The following is a 21,534-nucleotide window of genomic DNA, read 5'->3' on the forward strand; positions in this document are numbered from 1 at the left end:
ACATTCATAAACATGTGAGCGCAGCAAGTGCTGCATGATAACGAAATAAACACATATTTCACGAGCGAAGAAGCGGTTGGCCTAACGGCACTGCTTCTTCCTTTTGTATAATTCGTTATTTAGAAGTAAGATATTGATAAGTTAACAACATGCATATACTGAGAGTAAGGAAATATGGTAAAGCTAACATCTTGATGTAAGGACAATTAACTGACAGAGAAAAGGAGATTGCCTATCGTGAAGGTTCGCCAACAAGCATTTGAACGAGGTGTTGTGAACGGTATTCGTATCCATGTAATGCCGAGTAAGCGATTCAAGACATTTGCCATCGGTGCCTATATCGGTGTTCCCTTAAAGGAGGAAACGGTTACAGCTGTTGGCTTGACGCCATTCGTATTGAGACGTGGCACAACTTCTTTACCTGAAACCATCCAATTCCGTGAACGTCTAGATGAGCTATATGGAGCGGGATTTGGCTTTGATGTGTATAAGCGTGGAGATTATCAAATTGTACAGTTTCGCATGGACATCATAAATGATGCTTTTGTTAATACGACAAAACCGTTATTGGAGCAAGGGTTTCAATTTTTAGGTGAAGCCATTACAGCTCCTGTCGTGGAGCAAGACAAGTTTCGGGATAAATATGTTCAAGAGGAAAAAGAGACGGTGCGCAAGCGTTTGGAGGCGATCGTAAACGATAAGATTCGTTATGCCCAAGAACGATGTGTAGAAGAGATGTGCAAGGATGAGCCTTATCGTCTACATCCACTAGGCAGCCGTGATGAAGTGAAGAAGGTAGAGTCGAAGAGCTTATATGATACGTATAAATGGTGGCTTGAGCAAGCCAGCATCGATATTTATGTAATTGGTGACACGGATCTCCCCACTGTACAATCGTACGTAGAAAAGTATTTTCAAGTGCAGCGTACACAAGATGTAGCTTATATTCGATCATTGTCAGTTCCGCAGACAGGTGAGCCTCGTTATGTTACTGACAGATTGGATGTTACACAAGGCAAGCTTAATATGGGGCTTCGTACTACAATTACGTACCATGATGATAAATATCCTGCTGCTCTTTTATACAATGGAGTACTAGGCAGCTACCCACATTCCAAATTATTTATCAATGTGCGTGAGAAGAACAGCCTTGCTTATTATGCTTCATCCCGCTTCGATGGACACAAAGGCATTTGCACGATTCAGTCGGGCGTAGAATTTGACAAGATTGAAAAAGCTTCAACGATTATCCAAGAGCAGTTAGAAGTCATGCGTCAGGGACGTATTGAGTCATTGGAGCTAAGTCAAACGAAAGCGATGATTGCCAATCAATTAAGAGAAATTGATGATTCTGCTTTTGAGATGATAAGCTTTGATTTCAATCGCGTGCTTTCTGGACGAGAAAGAACAACATCTAGCTTAATTGAGGAGCTGGGTGATGTTACTGCTGATGAGATACAGACCGCGGCAGCAACGTTTCATCTCGATACGATTTATGTCTTACGCAATCGGGAGGAAAAGAAGTGATGAATAAGCGGGAGTACAATCGTATCCAAGAGACACTTTACTATGAGCGTATGGACAATGGCTTAGATGTTTATGTTTTACCAAAGCCAGGATTCCAGAAGACATATGCGACTTTTTCTACTCGATATGGTTCCATCGATAATCATTTTAAGGTAGAAGGTGAAGAACCTGTTCAAGTGCCAGATGGAATCGCACATTTTTTAGAACATAAAATGTTTGAGGAGCCTGAAGGAGATGTGTTCACTTCCTTCGCCCAGCAAGGTGCTTCTGCAAACGCCTTTACCACATTTGATCGTACGGTTTATTTATTTTCAGCCACGGATCAAATTGAGAAGAACATAACGACTTTGATTGATTTCGTTCAAAATCCTTATTTTAGCGTGGAAAGTGTAGAAAAGGAAAAAGGAATCATTGAACAAGAGATCAATATGTACCGTGATAATGCGGATTGGAGGACATACTTCGGACTTATAGAAGCGATGTACCAACGCTATCCGATCTACATTGACATCGCAGGCACGGTTGAATCTATTCAGGAAATAACGAGAGATACACTTCTACAGTGTTACCATACCTTCTATCACCCTTCCAATATGATGCTGTTTATTGTAGGTGGTGTAGAGCCAGAGCAGATATTTGAGTTAGTGCGCAGCAATCAGGCGGCCAAGTCTTTCCCGAAACAAGGGGAAATCGAACGTTACTTTGATGAGGAGCCCCTCCAAGTGCGAACAGCTCGCAAAGTAACAACCTTGCCTGTATCGATGCCGAAATGTTTGTTTGGCTGTAAAGAAGATCGTCCAGGCTTGGAAGGGAAGGCGCTGCTAGAGCATGAACTGGCAACACGCATTATGCTGGATCTTATGCTGGGCAGCAGCACAAAGCTTTCCCAGACGCTATATGAAGAAGGGTTAACTTCAGATAATATAGGCTACGAATATAACTGTGATACAAATGCTGCTTTTACGATCATTGGAGGAGAGACCAAAGACCCCGATGAGCTCATAAAGCGAGTTAAGGAAGCCATTGAAGTACAGAAAAAAGAAGGATTTTCTCATGAAGCATTCGAACGAACACGAAATAAGCGCATTGGAACGTATATGCGTTTGCTAAATTCACCGGAATCGATTGCAAATGATTTCACAAAGCATACGTTTCGTGGGACAGATTTGTTTGATATACTGGATGTATATGAGCATTTAACGTTAGAGCAAATCAATCAACGTTTACAAGATCATTTCAAATGGGAACAGTTAGCTGTCTCTATTGTGGAACAAAAGACAGAACAATGATTCGGCAACAGCGACATAACATCTGGGCGTACTTCACCTATGCGGAAGTACGCCTTATGTATGTGCATATAGGGAGAAGGAGAACTGGATGATGAAGGCTTTATCAGAGACGACCGTTCTAATAACTGGTGGGAGTCGAGGAATAGGGGCTGCTACTGCTGAACGTTTCGCGGCAGAGGGCGTACGTATCGCGATACACTATCATCAGGCCCATGAAGCTGCAAATGAAGTGGCACGCCGTTGTATGGCAAGAGGCAGTGAAGTTTTGACAATTGCTGCAGATATTCGCAGCAGAGAACAGCTGATGCGGATGAAAGAGCAGCTAGATATACATGGTTTCGCACCGGATATACTTGTTAATAATGCGGGCAGTTCCACATATGGTCTTTTTACGGATGTGACGGATGAGGACTGGGAGGACTGCATGTCCGTAAATCTCAAAGGTCCGTTCCGATGTGCACAGCTTTTTGTGCCACATATGATTCGTCAGCAGTATGGACGTATTATAAACGTGTCTTCGATATGGGGAGTGACAGGTGCGTCTTGTGAGGTGCTGTACTCGACAGCGAAGGGTGGTATAAACGCTTTTACAAAAGGACTTGCTAAGGAGCTTGCCCCGTCGGGTATTACAGTCAATGCGGTTGCTCCTGGTGCGGTTCAGACAGACATGCTGTCTCACTTAGCGACGGAGGATAAGGCTGCGCTTGAGACCGAGATCCCTGCTGGTCGTTTAGGTACGCCACAGGAAATTGCTTCGTTGATTTATTTTCTTTCTCTACCTGAGTCTGCCTATATTAATGGACAAATTATTAGTCCGAACGGTGGCTGGCTTACGTAATATGTTTATGAACCTCCTATATCCATGCTCGCTGGACAGTGGTGATGTGTATCACATGCATAAGTTTTTAACGTTCGCACATATTACAAATGCGTGATATTTCACCCATTGAGCTAGCAACTGGTTAGGAGGTATGGAGTATGTCATCTGTATTAGAAAACTTTGATTCTTGGAAAAAATTCCTTGGTGAGCGTGTTCAGCAAGCGAAAAAAGTAGGTCTCAGTGAAGAAACCATTGCTAAGCTTGCTTATGAGATCGGTTCATTTTTAGATGAAAAGGTATCGCCTCAAAATGAGCAAGAACATGCAATCAAAGAGCTGTGGGACGTTGGAGATGAGCAAGATAGGAAGACGATTGCTCGTCTAATGGTGAAGCTTGCGGAACAAAAAGGCTGACACAACTGAGCGGACAGAAGCAGGATAAGCTTTCTGGCCGCTCTTTTTCCACTGCCCCATGAATACGTGCTCACAATCTGTTATAATAAGGTCATTCTACCTTGAAGAGTAATATTTCATCTATAAATTATAATTTTCGTTAATTTTCGACAAGGTCTGTGGTATTTATGTCTCAATTATTGTAGAATGGAAGCGGATAACGCAGAATGGGGTTGTGTTGTGGAATATAAGCAGTGGTATATGGAGTATAAAATACATAAAAATCGTCCCGGCTTGTTAGGTGATATAGCCTCCTTGCTGGGGATGTTGGAAGTCAATATATTGACGATAAATGGCGTTGAAGGCAAGACAAGAGGAATGCTGCTCCAGACGGATGATGATGAGAAGATTCAGCTTATGGGACAAATGATGAAGAAAGTTGACAATATCACGATTACTGCACTTCGTCAGCCTAAGTTAGTTGATATTTTGGCTGTTCGTCATGGCCGCTATATTGAACGGGATTGTGATGATCGCAAGACATTTCGATTTACGCGTGATGAGCTCGGATTGCTCGTCGATTTTCTTGGTGAAATCTTCAAACGAGATGGTCATCAGGTTATAGGATTGCGTGGAATGCCGCGTGTTGGTAAGACGGAATCCATCATAGCTGGCAGTGTATGTGCGATGAAGCGTTGGACATTTGTGTCGTCTACACTGCTTAGACAAACTGTGCGCAGTCAAATGTCTGAAGAGGAAAGTCAGCCGAATAATATATTCATTATCGACGGAATCGTGTCTACGATTCGCTCCAATGAGAAGCATGAATTACTTTTGCAAGAAGTTATGAATATGCCGTCGACGAAAGTAATCGAACATCCCGATATATTTGTTCGGGAGACGCATTATGATTATGATCTTTTTGATTATATTATTGAGCTACGCAACACACCTGAAGAAGAAATTACGTATGAAACGTTTACGCTGAATTATAACGATTTATAATATATAAATAGGAATTATAACAAGCTCGGATATTATTAGATGTAGGAGGTGAGAATGTGTCAGAACTTGGGCAAATGCTGAAAAAAGCTCGACTCGAAAAAGGATTATCGTTAGATGACGTACAAGAAGCAACAAAGATTCGCAGAAGATATTTGGAAGCGATCGAAGAGGGAGACTATAAGGTTCTTCCAGGTTCGTTTTATGTACGGGCGTTTGTAAAGACTTATGCAGAAACGGTCGGATTGAACCCGGATGAAATTTTACAATATTATCGAAATACAATGCCGGTGGAAGAGCAGGAGCAACCTGTCGAGCCAATGATTCGGAATAAGCGAAAAGTACAACATAGTGAAGGTTTTGGAAAATGGGCAACAACACTATTAATGTGGTCATTTGTCATATTAATACTGGTAATTCTCTATATTGTTGCGAATCAGGCTTCCAAAGGCGATGAATCGAAAAACATCGATAATACCAATGTTACCGAGGAGGTTCAGAAGCCTGCTGAAAATACAGGGAATGGAGGCGGTGGCACTACAGAGCCAACACCACCTACTGAACAAGAACCTGTAACTGAACCAGAACAGACGCAAGAACCGCTAATTGTTCAGGAAAGTTCAACTTCACGTATGAATACGTACGTCGTAGCAGCAACTAGTGATCAGCCTTTGAAGGTTGAAATTAAGGGTGTGGGCGGTGATAGTTGGCTTGGCGTCACTGAACGAGATGAGAACGGTAAGAAATTATTCTGGAATACGCTTGAAAATGGTAAGTCACAAGTTGTTGATATGACAGAGCAAGGTGTCAATATTCGTACGGGTCGGGCTGACCTTATTGAGATTACTGTGAACGGTCAAGTTCTTGATGACGGTGATAAAACAAGTTCGAAGACGATACGGGTTAGAGCGGTGTCTGAGGAGGAAGCTAAGCAACTTCAAGAACAGGCAGGGACGAACAATACAGGGACAGCTAACGAGACACGATAGCTTTAAGACGGACTGCTGATTTCTTGCTGAATAGATGAACCGGCATTTTATGTTCTATTTTGAAGCATATTTGATTTGGCTTCGGAGAGAATAGGACTGCGCGAGTATTCTCATGAACAGTGAGGTGTCGATTATGGCGGTTAGTTGGGTTGTAGCAGCTATTGGTGTTGTCGTCAGCTTGTTAGGTTATTATTTGACGCCTAGTGCATGGGGGTTTGGGATTATGGGGTTCGGTCTAGCGCATGTTCTTCTAGGAATATTGGACATGTTCCGAGCACCTTCTCGTGCCCGATATTAACGCCGTACAATCGGATGAAAGCACCGGGGCATTCCTAACACGCAATTGTGCGAAGAGGGATGCCCTTGTGTTGTTATAGATAATGAAAGTTAAGGAGGCATACATATGGCTGAATATTCATTTGATATTATAAGTAAGACCGATTTGCAAGAAGTAAACAACGCTATTACGCAGGCTGAACGAGAAATAGCTACTCGCTTTGATTTTAAAGGCAGTAAAAGTGCGATGTCTTTAGAAAAAGAGGAACTCGTACTTGTATCTGATGATGATTATAAGTTAAAAAGTTTGATTGATATTTTAGAATCCAAGCTAATTAAGCGTGGAGTATCTATTAAAAACATGGATTTCGGCAAAATTGAACCAGCTTCAGGTGGTACAGTACGTCAGCGTGTTCGTCTAAAACAAGGAATTGAACAAGATGTATCTAAAAAGATTAACGTACTAATCCGTGATTCGAAGCTTAAGGTAAAAAGTCAGATTCAAGGTGATCAATTACGGGTAACAGGAAAAAATAAGGATGATCTTCAAGCTGTGATGAAATTGCTGCGTGAGGCAAATTTGCCATTGGATTTGCAATTTACTAACTATCGCTAGTACTCCATTGATTTATTTCTTAAGTATATTTATTATATCATTTTTGAAATAGTGGCCATGAAGAGGGAGCATGCTTGTTTTGCATTTTGACTATATCATTTGCTCTGTATTATACTTATTAAGAAAACTTAATAATTACAGAGGTATATTACGATTCGAATAGAGGTATGTTTGAATTGTATTACCATAGTGGGAGATGCATTTATGTCAGACAAGCATACAATCATGGCATTGAAACAATCGGTCATTACACATGCACATGAGCTTTACTTGGCCGGGGAGGGTGTTTAGTTGAATCTGGCTAACAAGATTACATTGGCGCGTATTTTTCTCGTTCCAATCATGATGTTCTTTTTACTGGTGAACGTTGATTATTTCCCGCCGATCCGCATAAACGAATTCTATATTACGTATAACCAAATAATTGCGGCGCTCATTTTCATTATTGCTGCGAGCACGGATGGTTTGGATGGATACATAGCGCGCAAACGCAAAATGGTAACCAATCTAGGCAAGCTGCTTGATCCGCTGGCTGATAAGCTGCTCGTTGCAGCTGTACTAATTTCACTTGTGGAAATGGGCAAATGTGATGCGTGGATAGCTGTTGTTATCATTAGCCGGGAATTTGCTGTAACAGGCTTGCGTCAAGTTGCTTTGCTTGAAGGCAGTGTAGTTGCTGCGAGCACGTGGGGCAAATGGAAGACTGCTATCCAAATTACAGCTATTATTGCGATGTTGTTGAACAACTTCCCGTTTGCGTTTATTGGCTTCCCATTTGATGTCGTTGCAACATGGGCAGCGGCGCTGATTACGGTTTATTCAGGAATTGACTATTTTGTAAAGAATAAAAAAGTGCTGCGTCTCTCTTAGCACTGAAAGATTGGCAGCAGGCATAAGCTCAGTATATTTTGGGCAGCCTGCTGCCTTTGATATTTGTATGATAATTACAAGGTTCGTACCTATAAAATGATGGTGGTGGGCGTAAGATGAAAGCGGAGATGATTGCCGTTGGAACTGAATTGCTGCTCGGTCAGATCGTAAATACGAATGCACAGTTTTTATCGCAGCAGCTTGCCCTGTTGGGTATAGATGTATATTACCAGACGGTTGTGGGAGATAATCCACATCGCATGAAAGAAGTCGTTGATACGGCACGAAAACGGGCAGATATCGTCATTTTAACAGGTGGGCTTGGGCCGACAATGGATGATATAACGAAGGAAGTTGTAGCGGAGCTGCTAGGACGAAACATAAGCACTCATAGACCGGGTTTAGAAAAAATCGAGAATATGTTCCGTGAGCGCGGTATTCATATGGTCGAGAGCAACAAGCGTCAGGCAGATACGATTGAAGGCGCATTCCCCTTGGACAATGAAGCAGGTCTTGCGATCGGCAATGCAGTTATTACTGATGGTACCACCTATTTGCTTCTGCCTGGGCCACCCAAAGAGATGAAGCCTATGTTTCTAAATGTCGCGGTTCCGTGGCTAAAGCAGCATGTGCTTCAAGATGAGCAAGCCTTGTACACGCGTATGTTGAAATTTGCTGGTATTGGGGAATCGAATTTAGAAGAGCAACTGAAAGATTTGATAGCTGAACAGACAGATCCAACGATTGCTCCTTACGCTAAGGAAGGCGAAGTGTTGATCCGTTTAGCGACGAAAAGTGCTTCGCAAGATGAGGCTAATCATAAACTGGAGCAATTAGAGTTGCTTATACGATCACGTCTGGAATCCTATATTTATGCAACAGCGGATTTGCCGCTTGAAAGTATTGTTGTTGACTTGATGACTGCGCGTGGATTAACGTTGGCATCGGCTGAGAGCTGTACAGGTGGATTGTTTGCTGAAACGATTACATCTGTTTCTGGGGTAAGCGCGATGTACCTCGGTGGAGTTGTCACCTATACGAATGAGATGAAGCATCAGCTGTTAGGTATTCCAATGAACGTATTGGAAGGTGAGGGTGCTCCAGGTGCCATCAGTGAACAAACGGCAACGTTGATGGCAGAGGGTGTGATGGAGCGTACGAACGCGGACATAGCCATCTCGATCACAGGCGTTGCAGGGCCGACTGAATCAGAGGGAAAGCCTGTGGGCCTCGTATATATAGGGATTGCTGAACGTGATAAGCATACGGTAGTTGAACCTTTAAAAATAAATGGTAATCGAGAGATGGTTCGGGTCCGTGCTGTCAAAACGGTATTGCATCGACTGTGGAAAATGTTAAAGCAGTAGGATACTGATTAAAAGCCGTCTATCTCGCTGCTAGGCGTGTGTTGGATGCGTCTGGTATTGGGGCGATGTACCGCTTGTTATTGGCTCTAAGTGATCATATAATAGCTATACGTTCAAAAAGCGGAGGAACCGCAATGTGCCAGGTTTGTTGGTGCGTTGCGGTTTTTTGTATATTGACGCTTTCGCGCAATTTTAATAGTCTAATTGACTGTAGTTTATATGGTTGATGCTGGAAGGGGTGGGTGGAAAAAAACGAATGTATGTTCGAAAAAATGCTTGTGCATCGTCTCGAAAAAAGGTATGATAAGAGTACAAAATGAATGAAGGATGTGAGTGTGTGTCAGATCGCAAAGCAGCATTAGAGATGGCATTACGTCAAATAGAAAAGCAATTCGGTAAAGGTTCCATCATGAAGTTGGGCGAATCCAACCATATGCAGGTTGAGATTGTACCAAGTGGATCTTTAGCGTTGGATATAGCGCTCGGCACAGGTGGACTTCCTCGTGGGCGCATTGTTGAAGTATACGGACCGGAATCTTCAGGTAAGACGACTGTTGCATTGCACGCGATTGCTGAAGTGCAGAAGACTGGTGGACAAGCTGCGTTTATCGATGCGGAGCATGCGCTTGATCCATTATACGCACGCAAGCTTGGTGTTAACATTGATGAACTGCTTCTGTCCCAGCCGGATACAGGTGAGCAGGGGTTAGAGATCGCTGAGGCGCTTGTTCGCAGTGGTGCTGTTGATATTATCGTTATTGACTCTGTTGCAGCGCTCGTTCCAAAGGCTGAGATTGAGGGTGACATGGGTGATTCCCACGTTGGTCTTCAAGCCCGTCTTATGTCCCAAGCCCTTCGTAAGCTCTCTGGTGCGATTAGCAAGTCGAAGACGATTACAATCTTCATTAACCAGTTGCGTGAAAAGGTTGGGGTTATGTTTGGTAACCCTGAGACAACTCCGGGAGGTCGCGCATTGAAGTTCTATTCTTCTGTGCGTCTAGATGTTCGTCGCGTTGAGACGATTAAGCAAGGAAACGATATGGTTGGTAACCGTACTCGAATTAAAGTTGTGAAGAACAAAGTAGCTCCTCCATTCAAGCAAGCAGATATCGATATTATGTACGGTGAAGGAATTTCCAAAGAAGGTAGCATCGTCGATATTGGAACGGAGCTAGACATCATTCAGAAGAGTGGTGCTTGGTATTCCTATGAAGGCGAACGTTTGGGTCAAGGCCGTGAAAATGCGAAGCAGTTCTTGAAAGAGAATGTGGAAATGTCATTGAAGATCGAGAACTTAATTCGTGATGCTAGTAACTTGACCACTGTTATTCCTGCATCTTCTCAGGACGAAAGTGATGAGGACGAGGAAGAATTGTTGGCGCTTGATGCTGAATAATGGGATGATGGACAAGCACCTTGCCAGATGGTAGAGGTGCTTGTCTTTGTTGTAGTTATCACGTTACGTGTATGAAAAAGCGCCTTCCTTATTGCGACAGGTCACACAATAGCCAATGAGGGGGATATAGATGCAGCAAGATGAGACGATAATAGTAAAAGTCCAGCTAGATGAGAAACAGCGAAATCGATACATTGTTTTTTTTGAGAATGCTGAGTCCATTAATGTACATGAAGATACGATAGTAAAGTATCGCCTTACGAAAGGCTCAGAGGTGTCCATTTCCTTTTTAGAGGAAATAATACGAGCGGATGAACAGCACAAAGGCTATATACAGGCGTTGACCTATTTGCAGCGCAAGCCTCGTACACGGATGGAAATGGCCAAGTATTTGCAGCAGAAGGAGTATGACGACGAGACGATACCTATCGTACTGGATCGATTGGAGCGTGAATGGCTTGTAGATGATGCTGCGTATGCAGAGCAATGGGCAGAGCAGCGAATTACTCGACATAGCAAAGGCAGTCGCTGGATTCGACAGGAGCTAAAGCAAAAAGGCGTGCATGAGAATCACATTCGCACAGCCATCGAGTCTATTGATCCTGAGCAGGAATGGGAAAGTGCAGTCGGAGCCGCTGCGAAGAAGTGGCGTCAAACGCGTGGTGAAACGTATATTCGAAAGAATAAAGTTGCAGCCTACTTAGCAAGAAGAGGTTTTTCAAGTGAAATGTCGCGTAAGGCAGCTCAACAGGTGGCTGATGAGTCAGTCAGAAACGATCAAGGGGAAGAGACTTGGTAAAAGAGAAGTTGAGCTTTGCTTGACAATATCTTTTCCTGAATAATAAAATGAACATGTATCTTTATTTTCACGAAATCAATTTCCCCTTCCAGAAGTTGATTTTAGCTGATTCATTTCGCCAATGTCATAGTTCCGATTGTCACTATGTAGGGGTGATGATCGTGTGTGCGAATGCATGCAATTTTACCGACATCTTAGGGGTGCCGGTCGATCCATGAGTATGAATCAATTGAAACTGTAACAAAAACAAATGAAACCTGTCCCAAGCAGTGCTTGGAGTAACCAACGGGGAGGTGAGGCAATGAACGTCAACATTTGGCTCGCAATCGTTCTCGTTGTGGCTGCATTGTTCTTGGGGTTTGGAATCGGTTATCTGATTCGCAAATCGCTGGCGGAAGCGAAAATAACGAGTGCTGAGCATGCTGCGGAACAAATCGTGGATAACGCGCGTAAGGAAGCGGAGGCACTAAAGAAAGAAACAGTGCTCGAAGCAAAAGACGATGTCCACAAAGTTCGCACCGAAGCGGAGAAAGATATCCGTGAACGCCGGAACGAAATTCAACGTCAAGAAAGACGAATCGTACAAAAAGAAGAGTCGTTGGATAAAAAGTTAGATTCGCTCGAACGTAAAGAGGAACAACTAGCTAACAAAGAGAAGCAGATTGAAGAGACACAAGAACAAGTTGAGCGCATCCATCAACAACAACTTTCGGAATTGGAGCGCATATCGAATCTGTCCATGGAAGACGCTAGACAGATTATTTTGACGAATGTCGAGCAAGAAGTTCGTCATGAGACAGCACAAATGATTAAAGAAATCGAGCAGCAAGCTCGAGAAGAGGCGGACAAGCGCTCACGTAATATTATTACGCTAGCAATCCAGCGCTGTGCGGCTGACCATGTGGCTGAAACTACGGTATCTGTCGTTGCTTTGCCGAACGAAGAGATGAAAGGCCGTATTATCGGTCGTGAAGGACGTAACATTCGCGCATTGGAGACGCTTACGGGTATTGATCTTATTATCGACGATACTCCAGAAGCGGTTATCTTGTCTGGATTCGATCCAATTCGTCGTGAGATTGCTCGAACATCACTTGAGAAGCTGGTTGCAGACGGACGTATTCACCCAGCGCGTATCGAAGAGATGGTTGACAAATCACGTAAAGAAGTGGATGAACGTATTCGTGAATATGGTGAACAAGCTACATTTGAAGTGGGCGTGCATGGTTTGCATCCTGACTTAATTAAAATTCTTGGTCGCCTCAAATTCCGTACAAGCTATGGACAGAATGTACTTAAGCATTCCATGGAAGTTGCGTATCTGGCAGGGTTGATGGCTGGAGAGCTTGGTGAAGACGTAACTCTTGCTAAGCGTGCAGGCTTACTACACGATATCGGAAAAGCGTTAGATCACGAAGTAGAAGGATCTCACGTAGAGATCGGTGTAGAGCTGGCGAAGAAGTACAAAGAACATCCTGTCGTTATTAACAGTATTGCATCCCACCATGGTGATTGCGAAGCAACATCGATTATCGCAATGCTCGTTGCTGCTGCAGATGCACTGTCTGCTGCGAGACCGGGAGCTCGTCGCGAAACGCTTGAAACATACATCAAACGACTGGAGAAGCTTGAAGATATCTCTGAATCGTTCGAAGGTGTTGATAAATCGTACGCGATTCAAGCTGGACGCGAAGTTCGTGTCATGGTACAGCCTGAGAAGATTGATGATACGGAAGCGTATCGTCTGGCTCGCGAGATTACGAAAAAAATCGAGAGTGAACTGGATTATCCGGGGCACATTAAGGTTACAGTTATCCGCGAGACTCGAGCGGTGGAATACGCCAAATAATAATAGACGTATTGGACTTGGAGAAGTGGCCGCGTCGGCCACTTCTCCGTTTGTTAAGGAGGACTTATTTCCGATGAAAGTATTGTTTATCGGTGATATCGTGGGCAACACAGGGCGCAAAGCAGTGAAGACGCTTCTTCCCGAGTTGAAGAGCAAACATAACCCACATATTATCATTGCGAATGCGGAAAATGCAGCGGGTGGACGTGGTGTGACTGCTGCAATTATTAAAGAATTCGCGGATCTCGGTGTACATGGTTTTACAATGGGGAATCATACTTGGGATAACCGTGATATATTTGAATGGATTGATGAAGAGAAGCGTGTCGTTCGTCCGGCTAACTTCCCTCCAGGAACACCTGGAAGAGGAATGACGACGATTAAGGCGAATGGAAAAGAATTAGTCATTCTTAATCTTCAAGGGCGGACGTTCCTGCCTGCAATCGACTGCCCTTTCCGTACGGCTGACGAGTTGTTAGAGCGTGCAGGTAAGCAGTCCAAAGCGATTCTAGTCGATTTCCATGCTGAAGCGACATCTGAGAAGATCGCAATGGGTTGGCATTTGGATGGCAGAGCATCTTTCGTTGTTGGTACACATACCCATGTGCAAACGAATGATGATACGATTTTGCCAAATGGAACAGGATATTTGACAGACTGCGGAATGGTAGGTTCCAAAGAAGGCGTCCTTGGCATGGAGCGAGATGCGGTGCTTCGCAAGTTCAAGACCCAACTACCTGTTCGTTTCACAGTATGTGAAGGAAAATGGCATTTCCATGCTGTCCTTGTTGATATTGATGATTCAACAGGAAAAGCGGTACGTATTGAAAAAATTCGTATCCGCGAAGATGAGTGGATTATGAGCTAGTATTATGAATATTTCGAGAACCTTGGCTGTATACATGCTATATGCAGCTAAGGTTCTTTTTTTTGCTTGCCCAAGTTAGACGGAGGTTCTGCTTCGGTCAATTGGGGTATAGGGATATATTGGTGGTATTTTTAGCCTGTTTACGAATATGTTGTAATAGTGGAATCAACCATTATTCCCGAGGAGGTACTTTCATGGAAGTATTAAAAGTTTCAGCAAAATCCAATCCAAATTCGGTAGCTGGTGCGTTAGCAGGGGTTTTGCGTGAAAGGGGAGCGGCCGAACTGCAGGCGATTGGTGCAGGTGCTTTGAACCAAGCAATTAAGGCGGTCGCCATTGCACGGGGATTTGTGGCGCCTAGCGGTGTAGATTTGATATGCATACCGGCATTCACCGATATTGTCATTGATGGTGAGGATCGTACGGCAATCAAATTAATTGTAGAGCCAAGATAAGAGAGGATGTAGGCAACTAAGATGAAACTGCTAAGAGAACGTACTAACCTGTTTACGCTGTAAGCAGGTTTTTTGCTGTATATTTTTGTAGAGAGTGACCTAGTGTATACATAGTTAGGCATATCGTATATAGACGAAGATGCCTAGATTGCTGGAATAGGCTATAATGAAAGGCAGCGATGGGAGACAGATGGGTAGAGACAGAAGGGATGAGAATCGCATGAAAAACACAAAAATTATTGATTTCCATTGTGATGTACTTTATAAAATGCTTTATGAGAATAAGGTTAACTTTGAAGCTGCAGAATTGATGGATATTACACTGCCGCGATTGAAGCAAGGCCAAGTTGGCATGCAAGTATTTGCGCTTTATTTAGAAGCAGCCCCATTAATAGGACCTCCGCGGTTTGCCCAAGTGCTGCGTGCGATCGATCTGTTCCGTGAGCAGATTGCTGTATTACCAGAAATGCATTGGGTGAAATGGAAGGAAGATTTGGAGACGCTAGAACATGATCGTTCATTGATCGGTTCTATTCTCTCTTTAGAGGGAGTAGATGCATTAGAAGGGGACATGGTATATGTTCGTACGTTGTTTGAACTAGGTGTACGGTTTATCGGTTTATCCTGGAATCATGCTAATTGGGCTGTAGATGGTGCTGGAGAACCTCGCTCTGGTGGGTTTACGAGAGAAGGATGGCAGCTAATTGATGAATGTGATCGATTAGGAATTGTGCTCGATGTGTCACATTTAAATGAACGTGCATTCTGGGAGTTGATGGACGGAACAACACGACCAGTGATTGCTTCGCATTCCAACTGTGCGTCTTTGCAGCCGCATCCTCGCAATCTGACAGATGATCAGATTCGTGCCATCATTTCACGGGACGGAAGAATAGGTGTGACTTATGTGCCGCTATTCGTCGCAGAAAAAGAACTTGTCACGATAGAGGACTTGCTGGGGCATATCGATCATATTATTCAATTAGGTGGAGAGAATCATCTGATGCTTGGCTCAGACTTTGATGGTATTGATGACAAAATTCAAAACTTAGAGCATGCTGAGCATCATCCAAACTTACTTGCGATGATTGAGCAGCGCTATGGCAGCGCAGTCATGCACAAAATTGCATACGAGAACGCAAATAGGTTCCTTAGAACTTATTTGCCGAAGCGGGCATAGTAAATTAATATTTTTTACCTATCACAACTTTGCATCGTACTTATCTCAAGGTGCTATGAGCGAAGATGGGAAAACGCTTGCCTTTTACTAAGACTGGACATAGAATGATTATGACTCAGGCCAATAAGCCATTACCAACTATTTAATAGTTACAAGATGCGAAATGATGTGTAACATGGATAGGCAGTATTTTCGAGTCACCTTAAAGGAGTGGGCGAGCTTGATTAGTCAATTGTCGTGGAAAATCGGGGGTCAGCAGGGTGAAGGTGTGGAAAGTACAGACCGGATCTTCTCTACTGCATTGAATCGTCTAGGTTATTACTTATACGGTTACCGACACTTTTCATCGCGTATTAAAGGCGGACATACCAACAATAAGATTCGTATTAGCACGAAGCCTATTCGTGCCATTTCAGATGATTTAGATATTCTCGTTGCTTTTGATCAAGAGTCCATTGATCTGAACGGACATGAACTGCATGATAACGGCGTTATCGTTGCAGATGCGAAGTTTAATCCAGTGGTGCCTGAAGGTGTAACTGCAAGATTGTTTGCAGTACCAATTACAGCTATCGCTGAAGAACTTGGAACTTCTCTTATGAAGAACATGGTGGCGTCTGGCGCTTCATGGGCTTTATTAGGCCTGCCTTTAGAAGTGTTTAATAAAGCGGTTGAAGAAGAGTTCGGGCGTAAAGGCGCAGCTGTTGTAGAGAAAAACATTGATGCAGTTCGTCGTGGGGCTGAGTTTGTATTAGAACAAGCGGGCGGTCCTTTGGATGAGTTCCAATTGGAGCCTGCTGATGGTAAACAGAAGCTATTTATGATCGGTAACGATGCGATGGCACTTGGGTCATTGGCAGCAGGCTGCAGAATCATGTCTGCGTATCCAATTACACCGGCTTCTGAAGTTATGGAATATTTAATTAAAAAACTGCCAAAATTCGGTGGGACGGTTGTGCAGACAGAAGACGAAATTGCAGCAGCAACGATGGCTATCGGAGCTAACTATGCAGGTGTTCGTACGATGACGGCTTCTGCTGGACCTGGTCTTTCCCTGATGATGGAAGCTATCGGTTTAGCAGGTATGACAGAGACGCCGCTTGTCATTATAGACACACAGCGTGGGGGTCCAAGTACAGGTTTGCCGACGAAGCAGGAGCAAAGTGACGTAAATGCGATGATCTACGGCACACATGGAGAGATTCCAAAGATTATTATTTCTCCAAGTTCTATTGAAGAGTGTTTCTATGACATGATCGAGGCATTTAACTTATCGGAGCAATATCAATGTCCAGTTATCGTGTTAACTGACTTGCAGCTCTCCTTGGGTAAGCAATCTTGTGAAATGCTGGACTACGATCGTATTGTCATCAATCGTGGCAAGCTAGTATCGGATGTACCGCTCTTGGAGACGCATGCGCAGTTCAAACGTTATGAGTTTACGGAGGATGGTGTTTCACCTCGTGTTATTCCAGGTGAAAAAGGCGGCCTTCATCATGTGACAGGTGTAGAGCATGATGAGATTGGACGTCCATCTGAGAGCTCCATTAATCGCAAGAAGATGATGGATAAACGTCTTTCCAAGTTAGACAACTTGCAGATTACGAATGCGATTCATGTAGATGCGTCTTACGAAGAGCCAGAACTTCTTATCGTGGGGATGGGATCTACTGGCGGTACAATTGATGAGGCTCGTGCTCGACTTGAGCAAGAGGGCATCAAAACGAACCATATTACGGTTCGTCAAATCTATCCGTTCCCAACAGAGCTGTTCAAGCCTTATGCGGATCGAGCAAGCCAAATTGTTGTTGTGGAAAATAACGCAACAGGACAATTGGCGGATCAAATTAAGCTTAATGTAGGATGTGCGGAGAAGGTTCGTAATATGCTCAAGTACGACGGAACGCCGTTCCTACCAAGCGAAATCTATTCTCGAAGCAAGGAGTTGGTGTAAGATGGCAACGTTCAAAGAGTTTCGCAACAATGTGAAGCCGAACTGGTGCCCAGGCTGCGGTGACTTCTCGATTCAAGCAGCGATTCAACGCGCAGCGGCCAACGTAGGCTTGGAGCCTGAACAACTAGCTGTTATTTCAGGTATCGGCTGTTCAGGTCGTATTTCAGGATATGTGAATGCATATGGATTCCATGGCATACACGGACGTGCATTGCCAATTGCACAAGGGGTAAAACTTGCAAATCGTGATTTGACGGTTATTGCCTCTGGTGGCGATGGCGATGGATTTGCAATCGGTATGGGACATACCGTGCACGCGATTCGTCGTAATGTGAATATAACTTATATCGTTATGGATAATCAGATCTACGGACTTACAAAGGGGCAAACTTCTCCGCGTAGTGCTGTAGGTTTTAAGACGAAGAGTACACCGGAAGGCTCGGTTGAGACAACGTTAGCACCGTTGGAGATTGCATTGGCGGCTGGAGCGACATTCGTGGCTCAATCGTTCTCTAGCGATCTGAAGCAGCTGACATCTTTGATCGAGCAAGGCATCAATCACGAAGGTTTCTCTTTAATTAACGTGTTCAGTCCGTGTGTCACATTTAACAAAATTAACACGTATGACTGGTTTAAAGAGAATATCGTTAACTTGGCAACGGTAGAAGGCTACGATCCAACGAACCGAGTGATGGCTATGACGAAGCTGATGGAGACGAACGGAATGATTACAGGACTTATTTATCAAGATACTTCCCGTCGCTCCTATGAGAACTTGGTACCAGGATTCTCTCAAGAGTCTTTGGCGCATCACGATCTGACTTTGTCTCAAGATGATTTCAATGGATTGCTTAAAGAGTTTAAGTAATAATAAATGAATTCAATTAATTGTTAAAAAGGCATATGTCGAAAGATGTATGCTTTTTTTATTTTCATAGTATAATAAAAGTTGGTATATGAACTAGAGAGACAAGCGAGAGGTGGAAGAAACATGAAAACTGTACCAGTAGGCGTTTCCGGTCGTCATATTCATCTAACACAAGAGCACATTGAGGCACTATTTGGACCAGGTGCTCAACTAACAGAATTCAAAGCATTGTCCCAGCCAGGACAATTCGCAGCAGTAGAAACAGTAGAAGTTATCGGACCTAAAGGTTCCTTCAATACAGTTCGTATTTTGGGACCAGCTCGTCCAGCATCCCAATTGGAAGTTTCTCGTACGGATTCCTTCGCTTTGGGCATTAAAGCTCCTGTGCGTGAATCTGGCGCTATTGCTGATACACCTGGTGTTACTCTTAAAGGGCCGCATGGTGAAGTCGTATTGGACAAAGGGGTTATCGTTGCTGCTCGCCACATTCACTTCCATACATCTGATGCAGAGAAGTGGGGCATTCAAGATAAGCAGACATTGCGTGTTCGCGTAGGCGGAGAGCGTGGCGTTGTATTCGAAAATGTACTTGCTCGTGTGCATCCAACATTTGCATTGGACATGCATATCGATACAGATGAAGCGAATGCTGCTGGTGTTAAGAACGGCGATACAGCTGAAATTATCGACTAATAATGCATTTTAAACGGTCCCGAAGGGGCCGTTTTTTAATTTCCTGCATCGTCCTATCTTGGAATCGAATAGAAATCAATGGTATAATATTCTGGATTGTGTTTCGAACTCACTTTGAGATCAAATGAATGATGATTGTAGACAAAATTATAAATAAAAAAGGAGTGACCAAGAGGATGAGCAAGGGGAAGGATTACGCTAAGTATTTTGACTTTTCTCAGGCCAAAGTCATTTCAGAGGATGAGAACGGCAAGAAGATTCGTCTTAATGGCCGTGAAATTTATATTATGTCAGAACCTAATCAGCGTCAAGAAAAGCAGCGTGGCAAACAGGACATTCAGGTGCATTATGAAGATGCGGTTCCTGAAACGCTGCGTGAGATTGGTAATGGTAAGCGCTACATCATTTATACGTTTGGCTGTCAGATGAATGAGCATGATTCAGAGACGATGAGTGGATTGCTCGAACAGATGGGCTATGAGAAGACAGAGGATCGCAAGGAAGCGGACATCATTTTATTAAATACATGTGCGATCCGTGAAAATGCAGAAGACAAAGTGTTTGGAGAATTAGGGCATCTCAAAACATTGAAGCTTGAGCGGCCTGGACTTATACTTGGGGTGTGCGGCTGCATGTCTCAAGAGGAAAATGTCGTGAATCGCATCATGAGTAAGCATCAATTTGTTGATATTATTTTTGGAACTCATAATATACATCGTCTGCCGTTCCTCGTTCGTGATGCGCTGTTCAATAAAGAAATGGTTGTTGATGTGTGGTCTAAGGAAGGCGACATTATCGAAAACCTACCTAAGAAGCGTGCAGGCATGCGAGGATGGGTCAATATTATGTACGGCTGTGATAAGTTCTGTACCTATTGTATCGTACCGTATACGCGAGGTAAGGAACGGAGCCGTCTGCCAGAGGATGTTATTGCAGAAGTTCGAGAGCTTGCACGTCAAGGCTATAAGGAAATTACATTGCTTGGTCAAAATGTAAATGCGTACGGGAAAGACTTCACTGATAGAACGTATACGTTTGGGCATCTTATGGATGAGATTCGTACGATTGATCTTCCACGTATTCGCTTTACAACCTCCCACCCTCGTGACTTCGACGACCATCTCATCGAAGTGCTGGCTAAGCAGGGGAATCTAGTAGAGCATATTCATCTTCCTGTTCAGTCGGGCAGCAGTGCAGTGCTGAAGAAGATGAGCCGTAAGTATACACGAGAGCATTATTTACAGCTGGTACATAAAATTAAGGCCGCCATTCCGAACGTATCGTTAACGACAGATATTATTGTAGGCTTTCCAGGCGAAACCGACGAGCATTTTGAAGAGACAATGTCGTTAATGAGGGAAGTGGAGTTTGAACAGGCGTTTACGTTTATATATTCGCCGCGTGAAGGAACACCAGCAGCTCAGATGGAAGACAATGTACCTATGGAAGTGAAGAAGGAACGATTGCAACGTCTAAATGATTTGATGAAGGGCTATAGCCGCAAGGGCAATGAGAAATTGCTCGGTGAGACGGTAGAGGTGCTCGTTGAAAGTGAAAGTAAAAATAATGAACTAATCTTATCAGGCCGTACTCGTACGAATAGGCTCGTTCATTTTACAGGTTCAAAAGAGTTGATTGGTCAGTTTGTACACGTGCAAGTGACAGATATTAAATCTTTCTATATAAAAGGCGAGCTTGTCACAGAAAAGATGCAGATGAGTTCTTAAAAATGATAAGAGTATCAGGTACAATGAAAAAGGAAGATTGTACCTGTAGATGGGGGAGATTGAGGTGTCACAGCAATCCAAAGAGAAACAGAGCCAGCCTGCAGCAAAATCAGCATGTGGTGTACCTAAGTTTGAAGCGGCTGAAGTGCTTGTGCGTGAAGATATTATGCAGAAGGCGAAGCATTTGGCAGAGCTAATTTGCACGACAGAGGAAGTTAAACAGTACCAAGAAGCGGAGAAGTTGATTCAGAAGCATGAGCACGTACAAAAAACAATCGCAATGCTCAAGAAGAAGCAGAAAGAGATTGTTGCATTTGAATCCTTCAACAATACGGCTATGGTCGAAAAGATTGAAGCTGAACTAGAAGCGTTACAAGATGAGATTGATAACGTCCCACTTGTGGTGCAGTTCCAGCAAAGTCAAACGGATGTAAACTATTTGTTGCAGTTAATCATGAGTGTTATTCGTGACTCCGTTTCGGAAAAAATCAATGTAGAAGCGGGTCGTGCTGATGATCCTGAAACCTGCAGTGACTAAGAAAGGGGTTTGCTGCGTATTGTGCGGTTGAATGGTTGCACGTGCGTAGTAAGGCACAT

21 protein-coding genes are annotated in these 21,534 nt (G+C 43.6%); all 21 read left to right on the plus strand.

Annotation, left to right across the window (positions count from 1 at the left end; translation table 11 throughout):
• Nucleotides 1-237: 237 nt before the first annotated feature.
• The 21 genes from yfmF to IFO66_RS02405 all read left to right on the plus strand — a co-directional run bounded on the left by yfmF (nt 238) and on the right by IFO66_RS02405 (nt 21,475).
• A complete protein-coding gene (yfmF, locus tag IFO66_RS02305; protein ID WP_420488637.1) occupies nt 238-1,527 on the plus strand; it encodes an EF-P 5-aminopentanol modification-associated protein YfmF in 1,290 nt (429 codons plus the stop codon).
• Nucleotides 1,527-2,816 (plus strand): EF-P 5-aminopentanol modification-associated protein YfmH, encoded by a 1,290-nt coding sequence (gene yfmH / locus IFO66_RS02310; RefSeq protein ID WP_192023722.1) that lies wholly within the window; start codon nt 1,527-1,529, stop codon nt 2,814-2,816. Before yfmF ends, yfmH begins: the two co-directional genes overlap by 1 nt.
• Before the next feature lie 91 nt (nt 2,817-2,907).
• A complete protein-coding gene (gene ymfI, locus IFO66_RS02315; protein WP_192023723.1) occupies nt 2,908-3,654 on the plus strand; it encodes an elongation factor P 5-aminopentanone reductase in 747 nt (248 codons plus the stop codon).
• Nucleotides 3,655-3,794: 140 nt separating this feature from the next.
• Nucleotides 3,795-4,049 (plus strand): DUF3243 domain-containing protein, encoded by a 255-nt coding sequence (locus tag IFO66_RS02320; RefSeq protein WP_192023555.1) that lies wholly within the window; start codon nt 3,795-3,797, stop codon nt 4,047-4,049.
• A 219-nt stretch (nt 4,050-4,268) separates the two neighbouring features.
• Complete coding sequence (locus tag IFO66_RS02325) at nt 4,269-5,033, plus strand: DUF3388 domain-containing protein (RefSeq protein ID WP_028595515.1); 765 nt, start codon at nt 4,269-4,271, stop codon at nt 5,031-5,033.
• Between the two features lie 56 nt (nt 5,034-5,089).
• Nucleotides 5,090-6,019 (plus strand): RodZ domain-containing protein, encoded by a 930-nt coding sequence (locus IFO66_RS02330; RefSeq protein WP_192023556.1) that lies wholly within the window; start codon nt 5,090-5,092, stop codon nt 6,017-6,019.
• A 133-nt stretch (nt 6,020-6,152) separates the two neighbouring features.
• Nucleotides 6,153-6,317 (plus strand): hypothetical protein, encoded by a 165-nt coding sequence (locus IFO66_RS02335; protein WP_192023557.1) that lies wholly within the window; start codon nt 6,153-6,155, stop codon nt 6,315-6,317.
• A gap of 105 nt (nt 6,318-6,422) precedes the next feature.
• Nucleotides 6,423-6,911 carry a YajQ family cyclic di-GMP-binding protein gene (locus IFO66_RS02340; protein WP_192023558.1) on the plus strand — a complete coding sequence of 163 codons (489 nt, stop codon included), beginning with the start codon at nt 6,423-6,425 and terminating at the stop codon, nt 6,909-6,911.
• A gap of 291 nt (nt 6,912-7,202) precedes the next feature.
• A complete protein-coding gene (pgsA, locus tag IFO66_RS02345; RefSeq protein ID WP_192023559.1) occupies nt 7,203-7,781 on the plus strand; it encodes a CDP-diacylglycerol--glycerol-3-phosphate 3-phosphatidyltransferase in 579 nt (192 codons plus the stop codon).
• Between the two features lie 116 nt (nt 7,782-7,897).
• Nucleotides 7,898-9,148: a competence/damage-inducible protein A gene (locus IFO66_RS02350; protein ID WP_192023560.1), complete on the plus strand. Its 1,251-nt coding sequence runs from the start codon at nt 7,898-7,900 to the stop codon at nt 9,146-9,148.
• Between the two features lie 337 nt (nt 9,149-9,485).
• A complete protein-coding gene (gene recA / locus IFO66_RS02355; protein WP_192023561.1) occupies nt 9,486-10,544 on the plus strand; it encodes a recombinase RecA in 1,059 nt (352 codons plus the stop codon).
• A gap of 130 nt (nt 10,545-10,674) precedes the next feature.
• Nucleotides 10,675-11,343 carry a regulatory protein RecX gene (locus tag IFO66_RS02360; RefSeq protein WP_192023562.1) on the plus strand — a complete coding sequence of 223 codons (669 nt, stop codon included), beginning with the start codon at nt 10,675-10,677 and terminating at the stop codon, nt 11,341-11,343.
• A gap of 301 nt (nt 11,344-11,644) precedes the next feature.
• Entirely contained in the window at nt 11,645-13,192 is a 1,548-nt protein-coding gene (gene rny, locus IFO66_RS02365; protein ID WP_192023563.1) for a ribonuclease Y, read from the plus strand.
• 73 nt (nt 13,193-13,265) lie between these two features.
• Nucleotides 13,266-14,060 carry a TIGR00282 family metallophosphoesterase gene (locus IFO66_RS02370; protein WP_192023564.1) on the plus strand — a complete coding sequence of 265 codons (795 nt, stop codon included), beginning with the start codon at nt 13,266-13,268 and terminating at the stop codon, nt 14,058-14,060.
• 194 nt (nt 14,061-14,254) lie between these two features.
• Nucleotides 14,255-14,515, plus strand: a complete 261-nt coding sequence (locus IFO66_RS02375) for a stage V sporulation protein S (protein ID WP_006286829.1) — start codon at nt 14,255-14,257, stop codon at nt 14,513-14,515.
• 220 nt (nt 14,516-14,735) lie between these two features.
• The gene (locus IFO66_RS02380) at nt 14,736-15,695 is read left to right on the plus strand and encodes a dipeptidase (protein WP_192023565.1); all 960 of its coding nucleotides are present in this window, start codon (nt 14,736-14,738) and stop codon (nt 15,693-15,695) included.
• A 220-nt stretch (nt 15,696-15,915) separates the two neighbouring features.
• Nucleotides 15,916-17,649 carry a 2-oxoacid:acceptor oxidoreductase subunit alpha gene (locus tag IFO66_RS02385; RefSeq protein WP_192023566.1) on the plus strand — a complete coding sequence of 578 codons (1,734 nt, stop codon included), beginning with the start codon at nt 15,916-15,918 and terminating at the stop codon, nt 17,647-17,649.
• A gap of 1 nt (nt 17,650) precedes the next feature.
• Complete coding sequence (locus IFO66_RS02390; RefSeq protein ID WP_192023567.1) at nt 17,651-18,517, plus strand: 2-oxoacid:ferredoxin oxidoreductase subunit beta; 867 nt, start codon at nt 17,651-17,653, stop codon at nt 18,515-18,517.
• A 123-nt stretch (nt 18,518-18,640) separates the two neighbouring features.
• A complete protein-coding gene (locus IFO66_RS02395) occupies nt 18,641-19,210 on the plus strand; it encodes a phosphate propanoyltransferase (protein WP_144990850.1) in 570 nt (189 codons plus the stop codon).
• A 176-nt stretch (nt 19,211-19,386) separates the two neighbouring features.
• Nucleotides 19,387-20,937 carry a tRNA (N6-isopentenyl adenosine(37)-C2)-methylthiotransferase MiaB gene (miaB, locus tag IFO66_RS02400; RefSeq protein ID WP_192023568.1) on the plus strand — a complete coding sequence of 517 codons (1,551 nt, stop codon included), beginning with the start codon at nt 19,387-19,389 and terminating at the stop codon, nt 20,935-20,937.
• Nucleotides 20,938-21,001: 64 nt separating this feature from the next.
• Nucleotides 21,002-21,475: a YlbF/YmcA family competence regulator gene (locus IFO66_RS02405; protein ID WP_337912555.1), complete on the plus strand. Its 474-nt coding sequence runs from the start codon at nt 21,002-21,004 to the stop codon at nt 21,473-21,475.
• The last annotated feature ends 59 nt before the right edge of the window (nt 21,476-21,534 follow it).

The sequence above is a fragment of the Paenibacillus arenosi genome, from assembly GCF_014841135.1.
Lineage (GTDB): Bacteria > Bacillota > Bacilli > Paenibacillales > Paenibacillaceae > Paenibacillus_B > Paenibacillus_B arenosi.